This is a genomic window from Acidisoma sp. S159 (assembly GCF_009766125.1).
Lineage (GTDB): Bacteria > Pseudomonadota > Alphaproteobacteria > Acetobacterales > Acetobacteraceae > Acidisoma.
Genome location: NZ_LMUG01000059.1, coordinates 376043 through 396360, shown reverse-complemented (window position 1 = coordinate 396360; position 20318 = coordinate 376043). Strand labels below are relative to the sequence as shown.

Sequence of the window (20318 nt, the reverse complement as noted above, 5' to 3'; positions counted from 1 at the left end):
CGCCTCGAAGGGACCGTAGGGACAGCTAGAACAATTTATATGCAGCGGGCTTTGCCGTCGAGACTGTTCACTCGCTTACGGTATCCGACAGACTGCCGCGAACGTAGTTAAGGCTCGCGCGCAGTGTCGTTTCTATCGCCGCCAACGCCACGGCCTCGGGCCGGCGCACCGGCAAGGCGTCCAGACCGCGATGGAGCCGAAGCGGAATCTCGATGCTGATGGGAAGCCCCGGGAAACCTGTTAGGCCAGACAAAACCGGTCGGTAGTCGATATCTCCGGCGCCAAGCGTCACAAAATACCAGCCACCCGCGCGCCGCTTGACATCCTTGATGTGGAAATGCGCGCTGCTCGGCAGGGCTAGCAAGCCGTCTTCCGCCGCATCTTTGTCGTCCTTCATGTGCGACACGCGATTGCCTGGATCGAAGTTGAGCCGCACCTGCGGCGACCCGATCGCGCGCACCAGTTCCACCCCGTCGGCCGCCGTGTTGACGAGATCATCCTCTCCGTTCCCCGGATTCTCCAGTCCGATGGTGAGACCGATCGCCGCGCCGTGTTGCGCGAGCGCATCGATGTTCATGCGGAATTGTTTCGCGCGGACGCGCAGGCTGGCATTGGTGTTGATGATCCCGGCGCCGAGCGTCCGCGCGAAATCCATGCGGCGCCGAAAGACTTCCAGCGCGTCCGGGGTGCCAAGATCCATGTGAGCGGAGACGGCGTGGCAGCGCAGACCGCTCGCGGCCATGGCTCGACGGTAAGCGGTGGCAGCGGTCTTGGAGAAAGCCTCTTCCGTGAAGGGTTCCGTATAGCCAACGATATAAGCTGGCTCGACATGGCTCACCCCGCAATTGGCGAGGCTGTCGAGGGTCGCGCCAAGCGGGTAGCCGTCATAGGGCGCAGCCGAAACCGAGAGAATGCGGTTGCCCATCAGAGATTAGGATACCGCGTTCCCAAGCACTGCGCAGGTCATCATCCAGCCGATGGCGTCAGCGATACTACAACCGTCGAAGGCAATGCTCAGCGGCGCGGGACGCAGCGAACCGGGAATGCGCGCGCAGATGTCGGCGAGCGTCACGCTGGTCAAGTCAAAGGCAACACTGCAAGGCTCGGATACGCGATAAGGCTTGATCTCACCGGCGCGCTTGACGGCGGCCTCCGCGCCCGCACGGATACGCTCGCGCGCGACCTGCGGCGAGAGCGAACGCGCCGCGCGCTGGCCGAGCGCCGTCTTCACGCGAACGAATTCGGCACCGGGAAACAGAGTGCCGCAGGTCCGCTCGGTCACGTCGTCACCCGAGAGCAGGATCACCGGCACGCCCATCGCACCACCATAGGCGCCGAAAAACATCGCCTCCGAGGCACGCTCGCCATTCAAGCGAACCTCGGTGAAGGCGCGCGAACTCACTGTATGAGCGAGCACGCCGTGATCGGCACCCGGCGCGTGATAGCCGACGCACATCGCACCGGCGTACGAGGGATCCAGACCCTCAAACATTGAGGCCATCTTGATATTGCCGCGGATGAGTTCGGCGCGCGGGTCGAGCAGGTCCGGGATGATGTTGACCATCGGCCCATGGCTGTCATTGACCAGCACCTCCGTCGCGCCGCCATCGAAGGCACCGGCGACCGCGGCATTCGCCTCTTCCGTCATCAGGCGGCGGGAGTGCTCGTATTCAAGATTACCCGGCTGGCCTTGCTCCGGGATCACGACGCCCGCAACGCCCTCAATGTCCATTGAGATGAAGATTTTCTTGGTCACGTCTTTGTCTCCTCCCGATCGACGGCGCTCAGGCCGACTAATCAAAGCGCCAGCGAAGCCTCAGCGTTGAACCGCTCCCACATCGCGCCATAGCCCTTATGCGCGAAACCATAAGTGCGGGACTGCAGGCGCTCGATCAGAGTATCCGTCGCACTGGCCGCCGTTTGCCAGCACCACTCCACGAATTCTGATTGCTCCTGTAGCGTGCCGGTTCGGACAGTCTCGGACTGGCGATGAAACTCCCGCTCGAGCACGTCGAATTCCGCGCGGATTTCCGGCTTGACCTCGCGGTAATGCGCCATCGCCCGGCGATGCAGCCGCTCATGCCGCCACCACAGCGTGCCGTCGGTATCGACGCCGCTTGGCTGAAGCCCAACGCTCGGTAGGGGAATGCCGAAGAACAGCGGCTTGAAGATCGACAGATCGGTGGCCGAGGTACCCGTCATCCACACCACGAGGCTATCCGCGCGCGTCTCGGTGATCATGGCACCGGTCGCGTGCCAGAAACGCTGCGGCGAGGGTCCGGCATGCATGCACAGTTTCGTCGAGCGATCGCCCTCGGTCACGTCATACGTTGCCTCGTCGCCGACATCCCGCAGCACCGCCGCCATGTCGTGCATCGTGATGCTGCCACGCCGCGCCGCGAGCAGCCCGGCGGCGCAGCTCTCACGCTCATCCGCGCCGCTGTCGTATTCGCGCGCGGGATCGACGAACATCGCGCGGAAATCCGGCTTGGTGCCGTTGGCCGTCAGCGAAGACAGGTCCCAATCCGCGCCGATCTGGATGCGGTTGGAGATCGCCTCCGTCGCTCGCGCCCGCCGCGCGGCCCAGTGATGGCCGGCGCAATTCACGATCCACGCCTCATGGCGATCGGCGATGAGCAAACCAGAATCGAAGCAGTAATTGCCCATCATTTGGCAGTTGCCGCCCTGGCCGAACTGCACGACATGCGCGCCGATGACATCCACCGCCTCACGCGCCGTCGTCGCGCGCTCCAGACCGAGGCGCAGGAGATCGAGCACGACAACCCCGTCCTTCTCGGCGCGCTGATTGGTGAAGATCGCCTCGTCACCGATCGCCACGCCATGCTCATTACAGCCGATCTCCCCGCCCCAGCTCCAGAAGGAACGGTCGAGGATGATCTCATGCGTATGGAGCGCTTGCGGGATCGTCATATGCGTCACGCGCACCGCCGCGCCGGGAAGGTAGTCGCGCGCCGGGAAACGCAGAATCTGCTGCGCCTCATTGACTTCGGTGTCGGCGTTTTTCGCCAGCAGCATCGCGCCGTCGGCTGTCGCCTCGGGCAGTGCTACGATCGTGTCGCACATCGCTTCTTCCTCTCAGCAGTCAGAACCGTTCGGCACGGTACGGCGTGGGATCGGTGAAGGGCTTGTCCCCCATCATCATCTCGGCGATGAGGCGGCCGGTGGTGGGACCGAGGGTGAGGCCGTGATGCGCGTGGCCGAAGGCATACCACAAACCCGGCTGGCCCGGCGCCGGCCCGATGATCGGCATCATATCCGGCGTGCAGGGACGCGCACCCAGCCAAGGCTTGGGATCGAGCGCTGTGCCCAGCGCCGGCATAAGGCGCCGCGCGGCGGGCTCTGCGCGGCCGAGCTGCACCGGGGTCGGCCGGGCATCGCGGTCGGCGAACTCCGCGCCGGTGGTCAGCCGGATGCCGCGCCGCATGGGCGCCAGCATATAGCCGTTGGTGACATCCAGCACCGGCCCGTTCAGTAGGGCGTTGCCGTCCGGCTTGTAATGCATGTGGTAGCCGCGCTTGACGAAAAGCGGCGCGTTGTAGCCGAGCGGCTTGGTGATCTCCGGGGCCCAGGCGCCCAGCGCAACTACCGCCCGCCGCGCCGTCACCGCGCCGTCATTAGTCCCGACCCGCCAGCCGCCGCCGCTCGCCGATAAGGTGCGCGCGTCGCCTACCCGCAACACACCGCCGAGCCGCTCGAACAATCCGACATAGGCGAGGGTCAGCGCATGCGGATCGCTGACCGCCACCGCCTGCTGCCAATGCAGCCCGCCCACCAAGCCTTGCCGCAAATGCGGTTCGTGCCGCGCCAATGCGCCCGCGTCGAGCGCCTGATGCGTGACGCCGAATTCGCGCTGCATGACCTCAGCTTCCGCCAGCGCTTCCTCAAGCTTGCGCGGATCCTCATGCGCCTGCGTCCAGCCGGTCGGGCGGAGCAGATCCATTGCACCCGCTGCCTCGGCGAGCGCCGCATGGTCATGCACGCTCTCGGCGATCAGCGGCGCGTAGAGGCGGGCGATGGCGAGGTAACGATCCCGCTGTGAGTGATGCCAATAGCGGAAGAAAGGCGAGACCAGGCGCGGCAACATCGACGGATGATAGAAAGCCTCGGTCGAGCGGTTGCGCGCGTAGCGGAAAAGCTCGGCGAGGCCGCGCGGGAAGATATGCGGGAACACCGCCTCGCGCTGGATGATGCCGGCATTGCCGAAAGAGGTCTCCTCACCCGGCGCCCGGCGATCGACCAGCACCACGCGCAACCCGCGCATCTGCAGATGCACCGCGACGGAAACACCGACGACGCCACCGCCTAATACGATGGCGTCGAACTCCTCCACGCGGTCACTGCACATGGTCGGCCGCGAAATGGCAGGCGGCCCAGCGGCGTCCGGGCAACGTCACACGCGGCGGAGGCGTCTCGCAGATCGACCGCGCCTCCGGGCAGCGCGTGCGGAAGGGACAGCCGCTCGGCGGATCGACGGCGCTTGGCGGCTCACCGGCCAGCGGCGCCTCGCTCGACACCGCCGAGGGGTCGGCGCGCGGCACCGCCGCCAGCAGCGCGCGGGTATAGGGATGCGCGGGATGCGCGAAGACCGCCGCGGTGGGTCCGTTTTCAACCATGGTGCCGAGATACATCACGCCCACGGTCTCGCAGAGATATTCGATCACGCCAAGATCGTGGCTGATGAACATAAGCGCGAGACCAAGGTCTCGCCGCAGATCCGCGAGTAGGTTGAGCACCTGCGCCCGTACGGACACATCCAGGCCCGACACCGCCTCATCCGCGACCAAAAGGCGCGGCCGCAGGGACAGCGCGCGGGCAATGCCGACGCGTTGCCGCTGCCCGCCCGATAGTTCGGAGGGGTACCGCGCTCCCGCCGAAGCCGGTAGGCCGACGCGTTGCAGCAGCCGCGCTACCTCCTCCGCCACTTCGCCACTCGGCACGACGCCGTGCAGTCGGATCGGCTCGGCGATGGCGGCACCGATGCGCATGCGCGGATTGAGCGAGGAATAGGGATCCTGGAAGACCATCTGAACCTGCCGCCGCAACGCGCGCTTACCGGCGGCATCGAGGCGCGCGATGTCCTGCCCGTCGAACAGGATCACCCCATCATCCGGCGGCAGCAGACCCAGCACCATGCGGCCGAGCGTCGTCTTGCCACAGCCCGACTCGCCGACCAGCCCGAAGCTTTCGCGCGGCGCTATGGTGAAACCAACGTTATGCGCCGCCTGCACGCGCCTCTGCGCTTGCCCGGCGAGCGCCGCCATCAGCGGCCGCCGCAGCGGGAAATACTTGTAGAGTGCCTGCACGGAGAGGAGCGGCGTCTCAGCCATGCCCCGCCTCCATCGGATGATAGCAGGCGAAGCCACCGCCGCCCGAATGCCGCGTCCAGGATGGGAATGTCGTCTCGCATACCGTGGAGCGGCGGGGGCAGCGCGGCGCGAACGGACAGCCGGGAGGTTTCTGCGCCGGATCAGGCGGCATACCGGCGATCGGGTGCAGCGGATGCGCGGCGCGGCTGCCGCGCGGGATCGAGTCCAGCAGCGCCACCGTATAAGGATGCGCGGGGGCCTTGAAGATGCGCGCGATCGGCGCTTCCTCGACAATGCGCCCGGCATACATCACCGCGACGCGGTCGCAGGTCTGCGCCACCACGCCAAGGTCATGCGTCACCAGGATCAGCGCCATGCCGAGCCGTTTGCGCAGATCCGAGAGCAGTCGCAGGATCTGCGCCTGGATGGTGACATCCAGCGCCGTCGTCGGCTCATCCGCCAGCAGCAAGCGCGGCGAGCAGGCGAGCGCGATGGCGATCGCCGTGCGCTGCCGCTGCCCACCCGAAAGCTCATGCGGATAGGCTGCCGCTATGCGCTGCGGATCGGGCAAGCCGACCAGCCGCATCACCTCCTGCGTGCGCTCGCGGCCACCGTCCCGGCCGCCTTTGCCGTGGGTGCGCAAACCCTCCGCCACTTGCTGGCCGACCGTGATGACCGGGTTGAGCGCGGTGAGCGGATCCTGGAACACCATGCCGATGCCGGCGCCGCGTATGGGCCGCAGCGTCGCCTCGGACGCCTGCGCCAGTTGGTTGCCCTCGAAAGCCACGGTTCCGGCGGTGATCCGCACGCGGGCCGCCAGCAGGCGGATCACCGCCCGGATGGTCGTGCTTTTGCCGCAGCCAGATTCGCCGACGATGCCGTAAGCCTCGCCCTGGCGCACCGCGAAGGACACATCCTCCACCAGCGGCACCGTCGCACCCCTGCGGGTGAGACCGATGCCCAGACCCTGCACTTGCAGAAGCGCGCCGCTCATCAGCGCCCGAGCTCCGGCCGCAACACATCCGCCAGGCCGTCACCGAGCAGGCTGAAGGACACCGCGAGCGCCACGATGGCAAGGCCCGGAAACGCGCTGATCCAGGGTGCCTGGCTCACGAAACTATAGCCGTCCGCGATGATCAGCCCCCATTCCGCCGCCGGCGGTTGCGCGCCGAGGCCGAGGAAGCCGAGCGAACTGCCCGTGAAAACCGCGAGGATGACATCCGAACTCGCATAGATCAGCGATTGCGTGATGACATTGGGCAGAACATGGCGGGCGAGGATGCGGGTATTGCCGAAACCCAGGATATTCGCCGCCTGCACGTAATCCATTTGCTTGACGACGAGAATTTCGGAGCGGGTGATGCGGGCATAGCTCACCCAGTTCACCACCGCGACGGCGATATACATATTCGTCAGGCCCGGCCCAAGCACGGCGACGATGGCGATGACCGCGACGAGGAAGGGAAAGGCGACAGCGACATCCGCAAGCCGCATCGACAGCCCGTCAAAGAAGCCGCCGAAGTAGCCGCCGATGATGCCAATGGTCGTGCCGATGATAAAGACCGGCACCACGCAGAACAGGCCGATCTGCAAATCCAGCCGTGTTCCATAGACGACCCGCGTAAAGACGCCGCGTCCGAGATTGTCGGTGCCGAACGGAAAGGCGAGGCTCGGCGGATGCAGCGAATGCATCAGATCCATCGTCGTCGGATCGCCGGTGAGCAGCATCGGTCCGAAGACCGCGAGCAAGATCCAGGCGATCAGCAGCCCGACACCGAGCTTGAGATTGCGGGGCCAGTTTCTCACCCGATCTGCGCCTTTCGCACACGCGGATCGAGCAGCATCTGGAGCAGATCGGTGGCGAGGTAGATCAGCACCACGATGACGCCAAAGATCAGCGTCACCATCTGGATCGTCGGGTAATCGCGCGTGTTGATCGAGCTGATCATGAGCTGGCCCAGACCGGGCACCGAGAAGACATTCTCCACGATCACCGTCGAGCCGACGAGGAAGCCGATGTTGAGACCCAGCACGCCAATCGCCGGCAGGATCGCAACTCGAAGGGCGTGGCGCAGCAACACCGCCCAGCCGCTCAGCCCCTTCGCGCGCGCCGTATCAATGAAGCCGGCACCCAGCGCCTCGGTCATGCTGCTGCGCAGGGCCCGCATCACCAGCGGCGCCACATTCAGAGAAATAGTCAGCGCGGGCAGGAACAGGTTGAACATCCGCTGCCCCCAGGTATTGCCATAACCGCCGATGGGGAAAATCTTGAAGGTGACCGATAGGAGCAGGATCAGGATGAAGCCCGTCCAATAGGGCGGCAGACCGACGCCCACGGTCGAGACGATCCGCACGACATGATCCGCCGCGCGGTCGCGCCGCGTCGCCGCGAGGATACCGGCGGGAACGGCGAGGACGAGCGTGAGCACGGTGCTATAGGCCAGCAGCAGCAGGGTCGGCACCGCGCGCTCTCCGACCAGCCGGGCGATCGGCTCGCCGTAGTAATAGGACTGCCCGAAATCGCCCTGCACCAGGTTGCGCAGGTAGATCAGATACTGCACCACGATACTGTCATTCAGCCCCAGCCGCGCCCGCACCGCCGCCAGCAAATCGGGCGTCGCATGAATGCCGAGGATGGCACGCGCCGGATCACCCGGAATCAGCCTCACGAGCAGAAAGACCGCGAGCGTGATCCCGAGCGCCACCGGGATCATCAGCAACAGGCGGCGAAGGATATAGCTCAGCATGAGGCGGGTCTCGCGGCCACCGCTGGCATCGTCAGCGGAGGGTGCCCTGCCAGGGACCGAGCAACCACGACTTGCTTGGGGCCAGCAGGCAAGGCGTGGATGGCACGCCTACGCGTGCCATGACGGGAGAGGCGTGGCGGTGGGAAGCCGTAGACCACCACCGTCATCCTCGGCGAAGGCCGAGGATCCACGCCTTCCTTGCGGTCCGAAGGGGTGCACGGCATAGGGCGTCCGACACGCCTATGTGTGCCATGACGAGGGAATCCTTGCGCCGCGAACCCAAGCCCGCGCCTCAGCTCTTCCAGACGTCTTCCAGCCAGTAATTGCCCGTCGGCAGAACCGCGAAGCCATGCACGCCGTCGCGCACCGCTGTCACCGCTGGCGTCCAGTAGAGCCAAAGGAATGGCGCGTCTTCGAAAATCTGGCGCTGCATGTCGAGATAGATTTGCTTCCGCTTACTCTCGTCCAGTTCGCCCAGCGCCTGTTTGGCAAGCGTGTTGACCTTGGCGTTGTTGTAGTAGGTCCAGACGGCGAAGGTGCCCTCGTCTCCGGCGCCCGCGAAGGCCACCAGTTCACAGGGGTCGAAGATGTCGCTGGTCATATAGCCCTGCGACATCTCGTAATCGGCGGAGGCCTGCTGGGCGTTAAGCGTATCCTGCTCCACCTGCTCGATCGACATCTTGATTCCCAGCGGCAAGACCATCTGCTGGACGATTTGCGCCACCTGATTGAAGATCGTGTCGCCCGCGTAGATCTTGCACTTGACCGGGAAACCATTCGGCATGGTGCTCGCCGCCATGAGTTGCTTCGCTTTGGCGAGGTCGTAGGGATAGGGCTTGTTCTCGGTATCGGCGAGGAACATCTTCGGCAGGAAGGTCGTCGGCACCTCGCCATAGCCGAATAGCACCGCCTTGATAATCGCCTCGCGATCGACCGCGTAATTGAAAGCCTGGCGAATCTTTACATCCTGGAACACCGGCAGCTTCTCGTTCCACTGGAACCAGTCGATGCGATCATAGGTCGCGACCTGAACATCCAATCCCGAAACATGCTTAAGTTTGTCGATCTGGTTAAAGGGCACCTGCGTGCCGACGTCGATCTCACCGGACTGCACCTTCAGCATCCGAACATTGTCGTCGGCGATGACCGACAGCACCACGGTATCGAGATAGGGGCGGTTCGGATCCCAGAAATGCGGGCTCCGCTGCATCGTGCAGCTGTCGCCCTTCTTCCACTCCGTCAGCATAAAGGGCCCCGACCCGATCGGCTTGTCGCCGAAAGTCTTGACGCCGACCTTGTTGAAATAGGCCTTCGGCACGATGCAGGCGCCATGCACGGAGACGGCCGCCAGGAAAGGCGCCCAGTCCTGCTGCAGCTTGAAGACGATGGTGTGTTTGTCCGGCGTCTCCATGCTGAGCTTGGGAAACAGCGACGCGGCCCAAGAATCCTTGTCGTAAATCGCGCGCTGGAACGAGAATTCGACATCCTCGGAGGTGACGGGCGTGCCGTCCGAGAAGGCGGCGTTCTCCCGGAGGTGGAAGGTGTAGGTGCGCTTGTCGTCCGATACGTCCCAGCTGCTGGCGAGATCCGGAACCACGTTGTCGCCGCCCGGGCTGGTGCGGATGAGTAGCTGGAAGATCAGCAGCTTCGCCCAGATCGACATGTTCGGTGGGCACCACCGGCTCAAAGGACACTACGTCGGCGGTGCGCGCCATGGTGAGGGTCCCGCCCTTCTTGGGCGTATCGGCATAGGCGCCCGACCGCGGAAGGCCGACGCCGACGGTCGCGGCGGCCATCCCTAGGCCGGTGGTCGCGAGCAGGCGGCGACGCGAGAACAGGAAAGCGGAGAGAGGATCGGTCGGAAGCGCCATCGTCAAAGCCCCTCAATGTCTGAAAACGTCGCGCATTTCCGATCTCTCCGAGACGGCGTGTCAAGAACTTCGTTCTTGGGCTGTTTCGCTTCTCCGTGGCTCAATTGCTATGCAAAGCATCCTATTCTTGCACCACATTTAATTTTGGAACGCACCAAAGCTGCATCAAAAAACGGCAGCTGGCTCATGAAAACCCACCCCCGGCCCTTCCTTTTCAGGGGCGGGAGTTCGCGTCTCTTCACCCCTCCCTGCAAGGGAGGGGCTGGGGGTGGGTTTCTTATGTGCCGAAAGGCTCGGGGCTCCAGGCTCGCAAGGAGCAGGCCACCAAGGCCACGCCCTACCCGCACCTGCCACCCTCGCCCCGTCCCTTGCCGTTACGCGCGCGCTGCGATTAGGGTCCGCGCCCAGGACGCGACCTAGGGGATACCAAGATGGCAACGAAACCCGTTTATCAGCCAGCCGCCGATCGCTACGGCGCCATGCCATACCGCCGCTGCGGCAGATCCGGCCTCGACCTGCCGGCGATCTCCCTCGGCCTGTGGCATAATTTCGGCGGCGAGGATGTCTTCGAGACCGGCCGGGCCGTGCTGCGCCGCGCCTTCGACCGTGGCGTGACCCATTTCGACCTCGCCAATAACTATGGCCCTCCCTACGGCTCGGCCGAAGAAAACTTCGGCGTCTATATGGAGCGGGACTTCAAGCCCTACCGCGACGAGCTGATCATCAGCAGCAAGGCCGGCTGGGACATGTGGCCCGGCCCCTATGGCGTCGGCGGCAGCCGCAAGTATCTCATCGCGAGCTGCGAGCAGAGCCTCAAGCGGATGAACCTCGACTATGTCGATATTTTCTATTCGCATCGCCCGGACTTCTCGACGCCGCTCGAGGAGACTATGGGCGCCCTAGCTCAGCTCGTTCGGCAGGGCAAGGCGCTGTATGTCGGCATCTCCTCCTACGGGCCGGAGCGGACCCGCAAGGCGGCGGCGATCCTCAAGGATCTCGGCGTGCCGCTGTTGATCCACCAGCCCTCCTATTCGCTGGTCAACCGCTGGATCGAGGACGACCTGCTCAGCACGCTGGAGGATATCGGCGCGGGTTCGATCGTCTTCTCGCCGCTCGCCCAGGGGCTGCTGACCGACAAATATCTGAACGGTGTGCCCGCCGGCACCCGCGCTTCCAAGGGCACTTCCTTCGCGCAGGAGCTGCTGACCGAGGAGAATCTTGCCCGCGTGCGGGCGCTGCACGCTATCGCCCAGAAGCGCGGCCAGTCTCTGGCGCAGATGGCGATCGCCTGGGTGCTGCGGCTGCCCGGCGTGACCTCCGCGCTCATCGGCGCGCGCAATGTGCATCAGCTCGACAATGCGCTCGACGCGCTGAAGACCGCGACCTTCTCCGCCGCGGAACTCACCGAGATCGACCGCCACGCCACTGAGGGCGGCATCGATCTGTGGCGCGAGGTCGCCACGCGCGGCGACTGAACCACGCCTGCCCGCCGCGGTCTCACACACCGCGGCGGACAACTTCCAAGTCGGCCCCTTCCGCCGGAAAGGCTTGCAGTGACAGACGCCATCGAAGCCGTCCAAGTCGTTCCCTCGCCCAACCTCGCCGCGACCGGAGCGCCGCCCTATGCGGTGGGTGCCACGATCTCGCTGCAGGAACAGCAGTTCCGAACGCTGAAGAATGGCGACATGTTCGGCGTCTTCGACCTGACGGGAAGCATCAGTGACGGCGGCACCGAGGGCCTCTACAACCGCGATACCCGCCACCTTTCCCGCTTCGACCTGCGGATCGGCGGCGGCCGGCCGATCCTGCTGAGCTCGACCTTGCGGGACGACAATGGCTCGCTGACATGCGACCTCACCAATCCTGATCTGTCGATTGGCGACAAAGTCGTGCTGGAGCACGACACCATCCATATCCGCCGTTCGCGTTTCCTGATCAACGCGACATGTTTCGAGCGGATGGCGGTGCGCAATTTCTCGGCCTCGCCGCAGCTCCTCCGCCTGGAACTTTTCTTCGACTCCGATTTCGCGGATCTTTTCGAGGTGCGCGGCACACCGCGTGAGCATCGCGGTACGCGCCTGCCGACCGAAATCACCGAAACCGGGGTCGTTCTGGGTTATCTCGGCCTCGATGATCGCAAGCGTTACACACGAATCCGCTTCGATCCTGCGCCGACAACGCTGGAACCCAATCGCGCGGTGTTCGACCTCATGCTGCAGCCGCACGAGCGCGCGCTGATCTTCTTCGAGATTACGTGCCACGACGGTACTTTCCCGATCCGGGGGGTGCGCGAGAATTTCATGCTGTCGATGATCGAGGCGCGGCGCTGGATGCGCGCGAACTCAGCCCAGGCGGCGGCCATCGCGAGCTCGAACGAAGTCTTCAACGAGGCGATCCGCCGCTCGATCTGCGATCTTTATATGCTGATCACGCAGAAGCCGACCGGCCTCTACCCCTATGCCGGAATTCCCTGGTTCAGCGCGCCCTTCGGCCGTGACGCGCTCATCACCGCGATGCAGACGCTGTGGCTAGACCCGAGTATTGCGCGGGGCGTGCTGAGCTACCTCGCGGAGAACCAGGCGACGGAGGTGGACGCAGCGGCGGATGCCGAGCCCGGCAAAATCCTGCACGAGGTCCGGCACGGCGAAATGGCCCTGCTCGGCGAAGTGCCTTTTGCTCACTACTATGGCAGTGTCGATAGCACGCCGCTTTTCGTCATGCTGGCCGGCGCTTATGTCGAGCGCACACATGATGACACCACCGCGCGCCGGTTGTGGCCGCATCTCGAAGCCGCCATCGCCTGGATTGACAATTACGGCGACCGCGATGGCGATGGCTTCGTCGAATATTATCGCGCGACCGAGAATGGTCTCGCGAACCAGGGCTGGAAGGATAGTTGGGACAGCGTCTTCCACGCCGATGGCACGCTCGCAAAAGGCTCGATCGCGCTTTGCGAAGTGCAGGGCTATGTCTATGCCGCGCGCCGTGCGATGGCGCTGATCGGCCGCCGCCTCGGACATGCGGATGTCGCCACGGTGCAGGACCAGAAGGCCGAGGCTTTGCGTGTCGCTTTCGAGGCGAGCTTCTGGTGTGAGGAAATCGGCACTTACGCGCTGGCACTCGATGGCGAGAAGAAGCCTTGCCGCGTCCAGACCTCGAATGCCGGTCAGGTTTTGCTTTCGGGAATTGCCTCGCCTGACCGCGCGGCGCGGGTGACAGAGGGCCTCATGGCAAGCCGGTTCTTCACTGGCTGGGGCGTGCGCACCGTCGCCACGACAGAGGCGCGCTACAATCCGATGGCCTATCACAACGGATCCGTCTGGCCGCATGACAATGCGATGATGGGCATGGGCCTGTCGCGCTATGGCCACACCGCGGCCGTCGCGAAAATCTTCCACGGCATTTTCGATGCGGCGCTTTACATCGAGCTACGCCGGCTGCCCGAATTGTTTTGCGGCTTCGCGCGCCGGCGCGGCCAGGGTCCGACCTTCTACCCGGTCGCCTGCTCGCCACAGGCTTGGGCGGCGACCGCGCTGCCCGCTTTGCTGCAAGCCTGCCTCGGCATCAGCTTCGATCCGGCGGAACGCTCGGTCACCTTCAACAAGCCGACGCTGCCGGATTTCCTCGATGAGGTAACGCTTTACAACCTCATGCCTGGCCTGGGACCCGACAAGATCAGCGTTGTCCTGCGGCGCGTCGGCACGGAGGTCGCAATGAACGTCATCGCGCGCTCTGGCGATGTGCATGTGCTGATGCGGAGCTAATTGCCCCGACGTCATCCTCGGCGAAGGCCGAGGCATTCGCCGAGCATGACGATACGTCCGCCGCGCCGCGTTTTTGCGCCGCGCCTACCTCAGACGACGCTCAGATGAACGTCCAGGTTATTGCGGGTAGCGTTAGAGTATGGGCACACCTGATGCGCCTTTTCGACCAGCGCCTGGGCTTCCGCTTTGTCGATGCCCGGCAATGACACCGCCAGCGCCACGTCGAGACCGAAGCCACCTTCCGAGCGCGGGCCGATCCCCACAGTCGCGGTAACGGTCGCATCGTCCGGCACCTTGGGGCCGCCCTGGGCCGCGACGAATTTCATCGCGCCGAGGAAGCAGGCGGAATAGCCGGCCGCGAAAAGCTGCTCCGGGTTATTGCCGGTGCCCCCGCCACCGCCGAGTTCTTTTGGCGTGGACAAACGCACATCGAGCGCATTGTCCTTGACGATGGAACGCCCATCGCGTCCGCCCGTCGCCGTCGCGGAGGTCGTGTAGAGCACGTTCGTAGGCATTGTCTGTCCTCCAACAAAATCGAAACGCGCTCGCATCATAGCCGAAGGCCGTGCAAGACGAGAAGACCAGTCGGCTGCCGAACGACAGCCGCCCGCAGTCCCGTTACTCCGCGGCGGCCGCGACGTTGGCGGCGGTGGTCGGTGCGGAAGCCTCGCTCGTATGGATGCGGCGGATTGCCTCCCTCACACCCTCGGCCCAAGCGGGATCGGCGCGGTGGAAATGCTCGATCTGCCGGTCGATGATGTAAGGCGGCACGCCCTGCATCGCACCCGCGATGTTATCGAAAAGACGCTTGCGCTGCCCTTCGTCGAACATGCGGAACAGGTTGCCCGGCTGCGCATAGTCATCGTTGCCATCGCGATGATTGTAGTGGTCGGCATCGCCGTGAATACGCAGTGGCGGCTCTTTGGTGGACGGCGCCTCCACCGGGCCATCGAAGGAATTGGGCTCGTAATAGGCGTCCGTGCCGCGCGGCGCGTCGAAACGCATCGGGCCGTCGGCATGGTAGGTATGGACGGGAACCTTCGGCTTGTTAACAGGCAGCTTCTCGTAATGCGTGCCGACGCGATAGCGATGCGCATCGGCATAAGCAAAGATGCGGCTCTGCAACACCTTGTCCGGCGAGTAGCTGATGCCGGGCACGACATTGGACGGCGAGAAAGACGCTTGCTCGATCTCCGCGAAATAATGCTCGGGATTGCGGTTGAGCTCGAACTCGCCGACATGGATCAATGGATATTCGCCATGCGGCCAGACCTTTGTGAGGTCGAAGGGATTGTAGCTGGTCTTCTCGGCATCGGCCTCGGGCATGATCTGGACGAAGAAGGTCCATTTCGGAAAGTCGCCGGCCTCGATCGACTCGTACAGGTCGCGCTGGTGGCTTTCACGATCATTCGCGATGACGGCGTTGGCTTCCTCGTTGGTCCAATGCTTGTGACCCTGCTGGGTCTTGAAGTGGAACTTCACCCAGTAGCGCTCACCGGCGTCGTTCCACAGGCTGTAGGTGTGGCTGCCATAGCCGTTCACGTGACGGTAGCTGGTGGGCAGGCCGCGATCGCTCATCAGGATGGTGACCTGATGCAGACTCTCCGGGCTCAGCGACCAGAAATCCCACATCGCGGTGGGCGAACGCATATTGGTGCGCGGATGGCGCTTCTGCGTGCGGATGAAGTCCGGGAATTTCATCGGGTCACGGATGAAGAAGACCGGCGTGTTATTGCCGACGAGGTCCCAATTGCCCTCCTCGGTATAGAACTTCAGCGCGAAGCCACGCACATCGCGCTCGGCATCCGCCGCGCCACGCTCGCCGGCGACGGTGGAGAAGCGCAGCAGCAAGTCAGTCTTGGAGCCGGGGGTGAAGACCTTGGCGCGAGTATATTTCGTAATGTCGCCCGTGATCGTCAGCGTCCCATAGGCGCCGGAGCCCTTGGCATGGACGACCCGCTCGGGGATGCGCTCACGGTTCTGGTGAGCCAGCTTCTCAAGCAGCTGGTAGTCCTGCAACAAAATCGGGCCGCGCGCGCCGGCGGTGATGCTGTTTTGGTTGTCGGGGACGGGTGCGCCCGCCGTGCTGGTGAGCGTGGGGCGTGTCACATCATCGGGCATCGGGACCTCATCTTCATGCGGGGCTTGGAACAGCCGCAACCTACGCTTCCAAGTATGATCGGCAAAATCGATTTCTCGATATCGATCAATAGCGCCACTCTATCACGACCCCCGCTGTGGAGGGCTCGGCTTAAACCTGGCGAGCTGGGGGGTTTCGAATCGACTGCAAGCCCTTACATGCGCTAACGCTGACCGATCGGTCAGCGCGCTGGTTGAGCCGGCCCGGACTGGCGCCTCCTGCTTCCGCATCAAGGATACCTCATGGCTGAAGACGACGACGAGGCGCGGGCTGCCGGTCCAGACGACGAGAAGAAAGCTGACTCCGGCCAGTCGAAGGGCGGTGACGCGGGGGGCGACAAAGCGAAGGACGGCAAGCAGGACGATCAGAAGGACCGCCGCACGCCCGCCCAGAAGCAGGCCGACGAGCGCAAGGCGCGGCGGCGCAAAATCCTGATCCGGCTGATTTTCGTTCTCGTCCTGGTCATCGCCGCGATCGGCGCGTTTCTCTACTGGTTTTCCATCCGCGACCTGATCGATACCGACGATGCCTATACCGAGGGCCGCGCGGTCACGATCGCGCCTAGGATTGCGGGCCAGGTCATAGCGCTCGATGTCAGCGACAACCAGCGCGTCCGGAAGGGCGATGTGCTGATCCGGATCGATCCACGCGACTACAAGACCGCGCTCGACAAAACGGCGGCGCAGCTTACCCAGGCCCAGGCCCAGCTATCCTCGGCCCGGATCGACCTCGACAAGGCAGCGACCACCTATCCCGCCGATCTTCTCTCCGCGCAGGGCAGCCTGGAGCAAGCGCAGGGTAACCTCGCTAACGCGCAATCCGACTTCAAGCGACAGCATGTAGTCGCCCGCGCCGCGACCACGCAGCAGCAGATCGACCAATCGACCGCCACGCTCCGGCAGGCCGAGGGCCAGGTGAAGGTCGCCCAGGCCAAGGTCGATACGGCGAGTCTCGTGCAGCAGAACATCGACCAGGCGAGCGCCCGCGTGCAGCAGCTCCTGGGGTCGGAGCAGCAGGCCCAATCGCAATACGACCAGGCGAAGCTCAATCTTTCCTACACCACCGTCCGTGCGCCGCAGGATGGCTGGGTGACGCGCCGCAATGTCGAGGTCGGCTATTATCTTGAGGCTGGCCAGGGAATCATGTCGCTGGTGACGCCCGAAGTCTGGGTGATCGCCAATTACAAGGAGAATCAGCTCAATCGCATGCGGCCTGGCCAGGTCGTGGACATCACGGTCGATGCCTATCCCGGCCTGCATCTCAAAGGCCATGTCGATAGCGTGCAGATGGGCTCCGGCAGCCGCTTCAGCACCTTCCCGGCCGAGAACGCGACCGGCAACTTCGTCAAGATCGTGCAGCGCGTGCCGGTAAAGATCGACATCGACCATGGGCTGGACCCCAATTTGCCGCTCCCCCTCGGCCTCTCGGTTGAGCCCACGATCAAGGTCAGGGAATACGTCCGAAACGGCGCGCAAAGTGAGCAGACCCAGCCGTGAGTGGTGCCGCTGCCGGGACGCATGACGAATCCGATGCCGCGTGGAAGCCGAAGGGCAACCCCTGGCTCATCGCCGTGGTGGTCACAATCGCGGCCTTCATGGAGATTCTCGACACCACCATCGTCAATGTCTCGCTGCCGCACATCGCGGGGTCGGTCTCGGCGAGCTATGACGACGCGACCTGGACACTGACCTCCTATCTCGTCGCCAACGGCATCGTGCTGCCGATCTCGGGCTTCATCGGCCGAGTCATCGGCCGCAAGCGCTACTTCCTGATCTGCATCGCGGCCTTCGTGGTCTGTTCCTTCCTCTGCGGCACGGCCACTTCGCTCGGCCAGATGGTGATCTATCGCCTGCTTCAGGGCTTCTTCGGCGGTGGGCTGCAACCGAACCAGCAGGCCATCATCCTCGACACTTTCGAGCCCAAGAAGCGCGGCGCGGCCTTCGGGGTGGTGGCCATCGCGGTGATTTTCGCGCCGGCGATCGGCCCGACACTCGGCGGCTGGCTGACCGATACCTATTCCTGGCGCTGGATCTTCTGGATCAACATCCCGGTCGGCGCGGTCGCGTTTTTCTCCGTTCTGGCGCTGGTCGAGGATCCGCCCTGGGTGAAGCGGCAGAAGGCCAAGTTCATTGACACCGACTGGATCGGCCTCGGCCTCATCGCGCTCGGCCTCGGCTGCCTGCAGGTCATGATGGACCGCGGCGAGGACGAGGACTGGTTCAGCTCACGCTTCATCGTGACCATGGGCGTTCTGGCGGCGATCGGGATCAGCGGCGCGATTGTCTGGCTGCTGACCACGCCCAAGCCGGTGGTCGATCTGCTGGCCTTCAAGGACCGCAACTTCGCGGCCGGCGCGCTGATGATCACCGGGATCGGTGCCACGCTCTATTCCGGCGCCGTGCTGGTGCCGCAACTGGCACAGCAGGACCTGGGCTATACCGCGACCCTTGCCGGACTGATCCTGTCGCCCGGGGCGATCGCGATCGTCATATTGATACCCTTCGTGCAGCGGCTGCTGATGCCGAGAATCCAAACGCGATACCTTATCGCCTTCGGCTTCCTGCTGGTCGGGACGTCCTATCTGTATTCCAGCCTGATCGTGGTGCCGACGGTGGATTTCGCGACCCTGGTCTGGACCCGCATCTTTCAGGTCAGCGGCCTGGCTTTCCTGTTCGTGCCGGTCAGCACGATCACCTATTCCACCTTGCCGCGCGCGCTGAACTCGGACGGCAGCGCGCTCTATGTCATGCTCCGCAACGTCGCCGGATCGATCGGCATCTCGCTCGCGACGGCCACGGTGACCAACCGGGTGCAGATCCACCAGGCGTATCTCGCCCAGTACATGACCGATCTGCACGAGCCCTATCGCCTGCTGGAACAAACCCTGAGAGGAAGCATACGGAGTTTCGGCTACGGGATGGGGCAGATCTCAGAGCTCGTTCCGGCGACGATCCTGCGGGATTTGCAGACCCAAGCCGCTGTGCTCGCCTATCGGGACGTTTTCATCTACTGCGCCATCGCGGCCTTCTGCGTGATCCCCTTCACCTTCATCTTCTCGCCAACCAAAAGCGGCGGCGGCGGGGGCGGAGGGCACTAGCGCGCGGGGCCGTCTCGTCTTGACCCGCGCCAGCGCAGGCGTGCACATCCCCCAAACGCCACCGAGGTTTCCACATGACGGCAGACGACGACATCCCGACCCAGCGCGCCGAGGCGCTCGTGGTGCGGCTTCGCAATGAGGGGCATCACACCGAGGCGGACCGCGTGCAGGAAATGCTCGACCGCCACGCGATACCGAGTGACGACGACCTGCCGGCCGAGCAGGTCCGCCACAGCTTCCTGCACGGCCTGCGCGACGTCTGCCAGGCCATCCTGACGGCGATCGAGGCGATCGACCCTTCCTCCGGCACCGCGATCGAGGAACTCCGCCTCGAAGTCGACAAGCGCCTCTTCCCCCATGGCGTTCACGACGAGGAGCCGATTTAGGCTCCGTCCTATGGCGCCGGCGTGCCCTGGCCGGTGGTCGTGCCGGTTGCGGCAATGGGATCGGTCGCGGTCCGGCCGTCATCGGGCGCCAGCATATGGGCGAGCGCATCCCGCTCCGGCCCGCTGGAGATCGTGAAAAAGCCGTTGTCGAAAAGCGTGTTGAGGTCGACCACAACGAAAAGTGCCGAGGTCAGCGAAACCGCGCTGAGCAGAATCACCGCACCGGCGAGATAGTTGAACGGCGCACTCAGCCCGAAACACAGAAAGATCACCGCCAGCCAGAAGACCAGCACGACCACAAATGGCGTGGAGAGCTGCGCCTGCAACGCCGAGATCAACTGCCAGCGCTGGCTCAGCACGTTCTGCATCTGATGCTCGCAGTCCAGCTGGTCGCGCTTCTGCTGCGGTGTTGTAACCGGAAGTGCGTGGATACCGCGGCCCACCTGCGTCAGAAGGCGGCCCAGGAACGTACTTTCCTCCGTCATGTCAGACGCCGAGCTCGGCACGACGCGAGGATAATAGTTGCCGGGCGGAGCTTTTTCACTCGTCCAAGTCGAGGCGATCGCGCTCGCGGTATAGGTCCGCAGCTGTGCCCTGATGGCATCGGCCCCCGGCCCGTAGTCGCGCAGACTAAGGTCAAGCTGCACTAGCGCGATTGAATAGCTGCGGAACTGGGCGGCGGCGTCGTCGAAGCTTGCCTTGGCCGAGGTAATGAGCAGGCCAAGAACGATGGCCGCGAAGGTGACGAGCATCGTCACCGTCACCTGAAGCAACTCGATGGTTTCCCGTGTTTTGTGCCGCTCGCTCAGCAACGGCCGGATGACGATGCCGGCGCCGCTCGCGGCGAGAAACAGAACCAGAGCGCCGAGGGTGATCCAAGGGGAAGTCAGGCCCGCTCTCCTCCTAGGTCGTCAGCGCGCGGCGAAGGCTAAACGGCGCGGCGGCGCCGTGTCCAATCACGGTGCGAGCGCGTGGCGATCTGATAT

General features: G+C 64.3%; 17 protein-coding genes. 5 read left to right on the top strand and 12 right to left on the bottom strand.

The window, feature by feature from the left end; all coding sequences use genetic code 11:
- Window positions 1-67: 67 nt before the first annotated feature.
- From GSQ92_RS18645 to GSQ92_RS18605, 9 genes are all read right to left on the bottom strand, one after another.
- Window positions 68-925, bottom strand: coding sequence for a sugar phosphate isomerase/epimerase (locus GSQ92_RS18645; RefSeq protein WP_158804790.1), 858 nt, complete (start codon window positions 923-925; stop codon window positions 68-70).
- Between the two features lie 6 nt (window positions 926-931).
- The gene (locus GSQ92_RS18640) at window positions 932-1756 is read right to left on the bottom strand and encodes a M55 family metallopeptidase (protein WP_254065809.1); all 825 of its coding nucleotides are present in this window, start codon (window positions 1754-1756) and stop codon (window positions 932-934) included.
- Window positions 1757-1797: 41 nt separating this feature from the next.
- Window positions 1798-3084 (bottom strand): C69 family dipeptidase, encoded by a 1287-nt coding sequence (locus tag GSQ92_RS18635; protein ID WP_158804791.1) that lies wholly within the window; start codon window positions 3082-3084, stop codon window positions 1798-1800.
- A gap of 19 nt (window positions 3085-3103) precedes the next feature.
- The gene (locus GSQ92_RS18630) at window positions 3104-4366 is read right to left on the bottom strand and encodes an FAD-binding oxidoreductase (protein WP_158804792.1); all 1263 of its coding nucleotides are present in this window, start codon (window positions 4364-4366) and stop codon (window positions 3104-3106) included.
- On the bottom strand, window positions 4356-5348 hold the full coding sequence (locus GSQ92_RS18625; protein WP_158804793.1) for an ABC transporter ATP-binding protein: 993 nt from the start codon (window positions 5346-5348) through the stop codon (window positions 4356-4358). Before GSQ92_RS18625 ends, GSQ92_RS18630 begins: the two co-directional genes overlap by 11 nt.
- A complete protein-coding gene (locus GSQ92_RS18620) occupies window positions 5341-6321 on the bottom strand; it encodes an ABC transporter ATP-binding protein (RefSeq protein ID WP_158804794.1) in 981 nt (326 codons plus the stop codon). The genes GSQ92_RS18625 and GSQ92_RS18620 overlap by 8 nt, the downstream gene beginning before the upstream one ends.
- Window positions 6321-7133: an ABC transporter permease gene (locus GSQ92_RS18615; RefSeq protein WP_216850403.1), complete on the bottom strand. Its 813-nt coding sequence runs from the start codon at window positions 7131-7133 to the stop codon at window positions 6321-6323. The genes GSQ92_RS18620 and GSQ92_RS18615 overlap by 1 nt, the downstream gene beginning before the upstream one ends.
- Window positions 7130-8074 (bottom strand): ABC transporter permease, encoded by a 945-nt coding sequence (locus GSQ92_RS18610; protein ID WP_158804795.1) that lies wholly within the window; start codon window positions 8072-8074, stop codon window positions 7130-7132. Before GSQ92_RS18610 ends, GSQ92_RS18615 begins: the two co-directional genes overlap by 4 nt.
- 292 nt (window positions 8075-8366) lie before the next feature.
- Window positions 8367-9737, bottom strand: coding sequence for an ABC transporter substrate-binding protein (locus tag GSQ92_RS18605; protein ID WP_159013835.1), 1371 nt, complete (start codon window positions 9735-9737; stop codon window positions 8367-8369).
- Window positions 9738-10376: 639 nt separating this feature from the next.
- Here GSQ92_RS18605 and mgrA point away from each other — a divergent pair.
- The gene (mgrA, locus tag GSQ92_RS18600) at window positions 10377-11420 is read left to right on the top strand and encodes an L-glyceraldehyde 3-phosphate reductase (protein ID WP_158804797.1); all 1044 of its coding nucleotides are present in this window, start codon (window positions 10377-10379) and stop codon (window positions 11418-11420) included.
- A 78-nt stretch (window positions 11421-11498) separates the two neighbouring features.
- Window positions 11499-13709: an amylo-alpha-1,6-glucosidase gene (locus GSQ92_RS18595; RefSeq protein WP_254065810.1), complete on the top strand. Its 2211-nt coding sequence runs from the start codon at window positions 11499-11501 to the stop codon at window positions 13707-13709.
- A gap of 89 nt (window positions 13710-13798) precedes the next feature.
- Here the strand turns inward: GSQ92_RS18595 and GSQ92_RS18590 are convergent, their stop codons facing one another.
- Both GSQ92_RS18590 and GSQ92_RS18585 read right to left on the bottom strand, forming a co-directional pair.
- Window positions 13799-14224, bottom strand: coding sequence for an organic hydroperoxide resistance protein (locus GSQ92_RS18590; protein ID WP_158804798.1), 426 nt, complete (start codon window positions 14222-14224; stop codon window positions 13799-13801).
- Window positions 14225-14327: 103 nt separating this feature from the next.
- Window positions 14328-15830: a catalase gene (locus GSQ92_RS18585; protein ID WP_158804799.1), complete on the bottom strand. Its 1503-nt coding sequence runs from the start codon at window positions 15828-15830 to the stop codon at window positions 14328-14330.
- 261 nt (window positions 15831-16091) lie between these two features.
- On the opposite strand from GSQ92_RS18585, the gene GSQ92_RS18580 reads away from it, so the two are divergent.
- The 3 genes from GSQ92_RS18580 to GSQ92_RS18570 all read left to right on the top strand — a co-directional run bounded on the left by GSQ92_RS18580 (window position 16092) and on the right by GSQ92_RS18570 (window position 19332).
- The gene (locus GSQ92_RS18580) at window positions 16092-17345 is read left to right on the top strand and encodes an HlyD family secretion protein (RefSeq protein WP_159013834.1); all 1254 of its coding nucleotides are present in this window, start codon (window positions 16092-16094) and stop codon (window positions 17343-17345) included.
- Entirely contained in the window at window positions 17342-18946 is a 1605-nt protein-coding gene (locus GSQ92_RS18575; protein WP_216850405.1) for a DHA2 family efflux MFS transporter permease subunit, read from the top strand. The genes GSQ92_RS18580 and GSQ92_RS18575 overlap by 4 nt, the downstream gene beginning before the upstream one ends.
- 74 nt (window positions 18947-19020) lie before the next feature.
- Window positions 19021-19332, top strand: a complete 312-nt coding sequence (locus GSQ92_RS18570) for a hypothetical protein (RefSeq protein ID WP_158804801.1) — start codon at window positions 19021-19023, stop codon at window positions 19330-19332.
- 8 nt (window positions 19333-19340) lie between these two features.
- Here the strand turns inward: GSQ92_RS18570 and GSQ92_RS18565 are convergent, their stop codons facing one another.
- Window positions 19341-20096, bottom strand: a complete 756-nt coding sequence (locus GSQ92_RS18565; protein WP_158804802.1) for a hypothetical protein — start codon at window positions 20094-20096, stop codon at window positions 19341-19343.
- Window positions 20097-20318 lie beyond the last annotated feature (222 nt).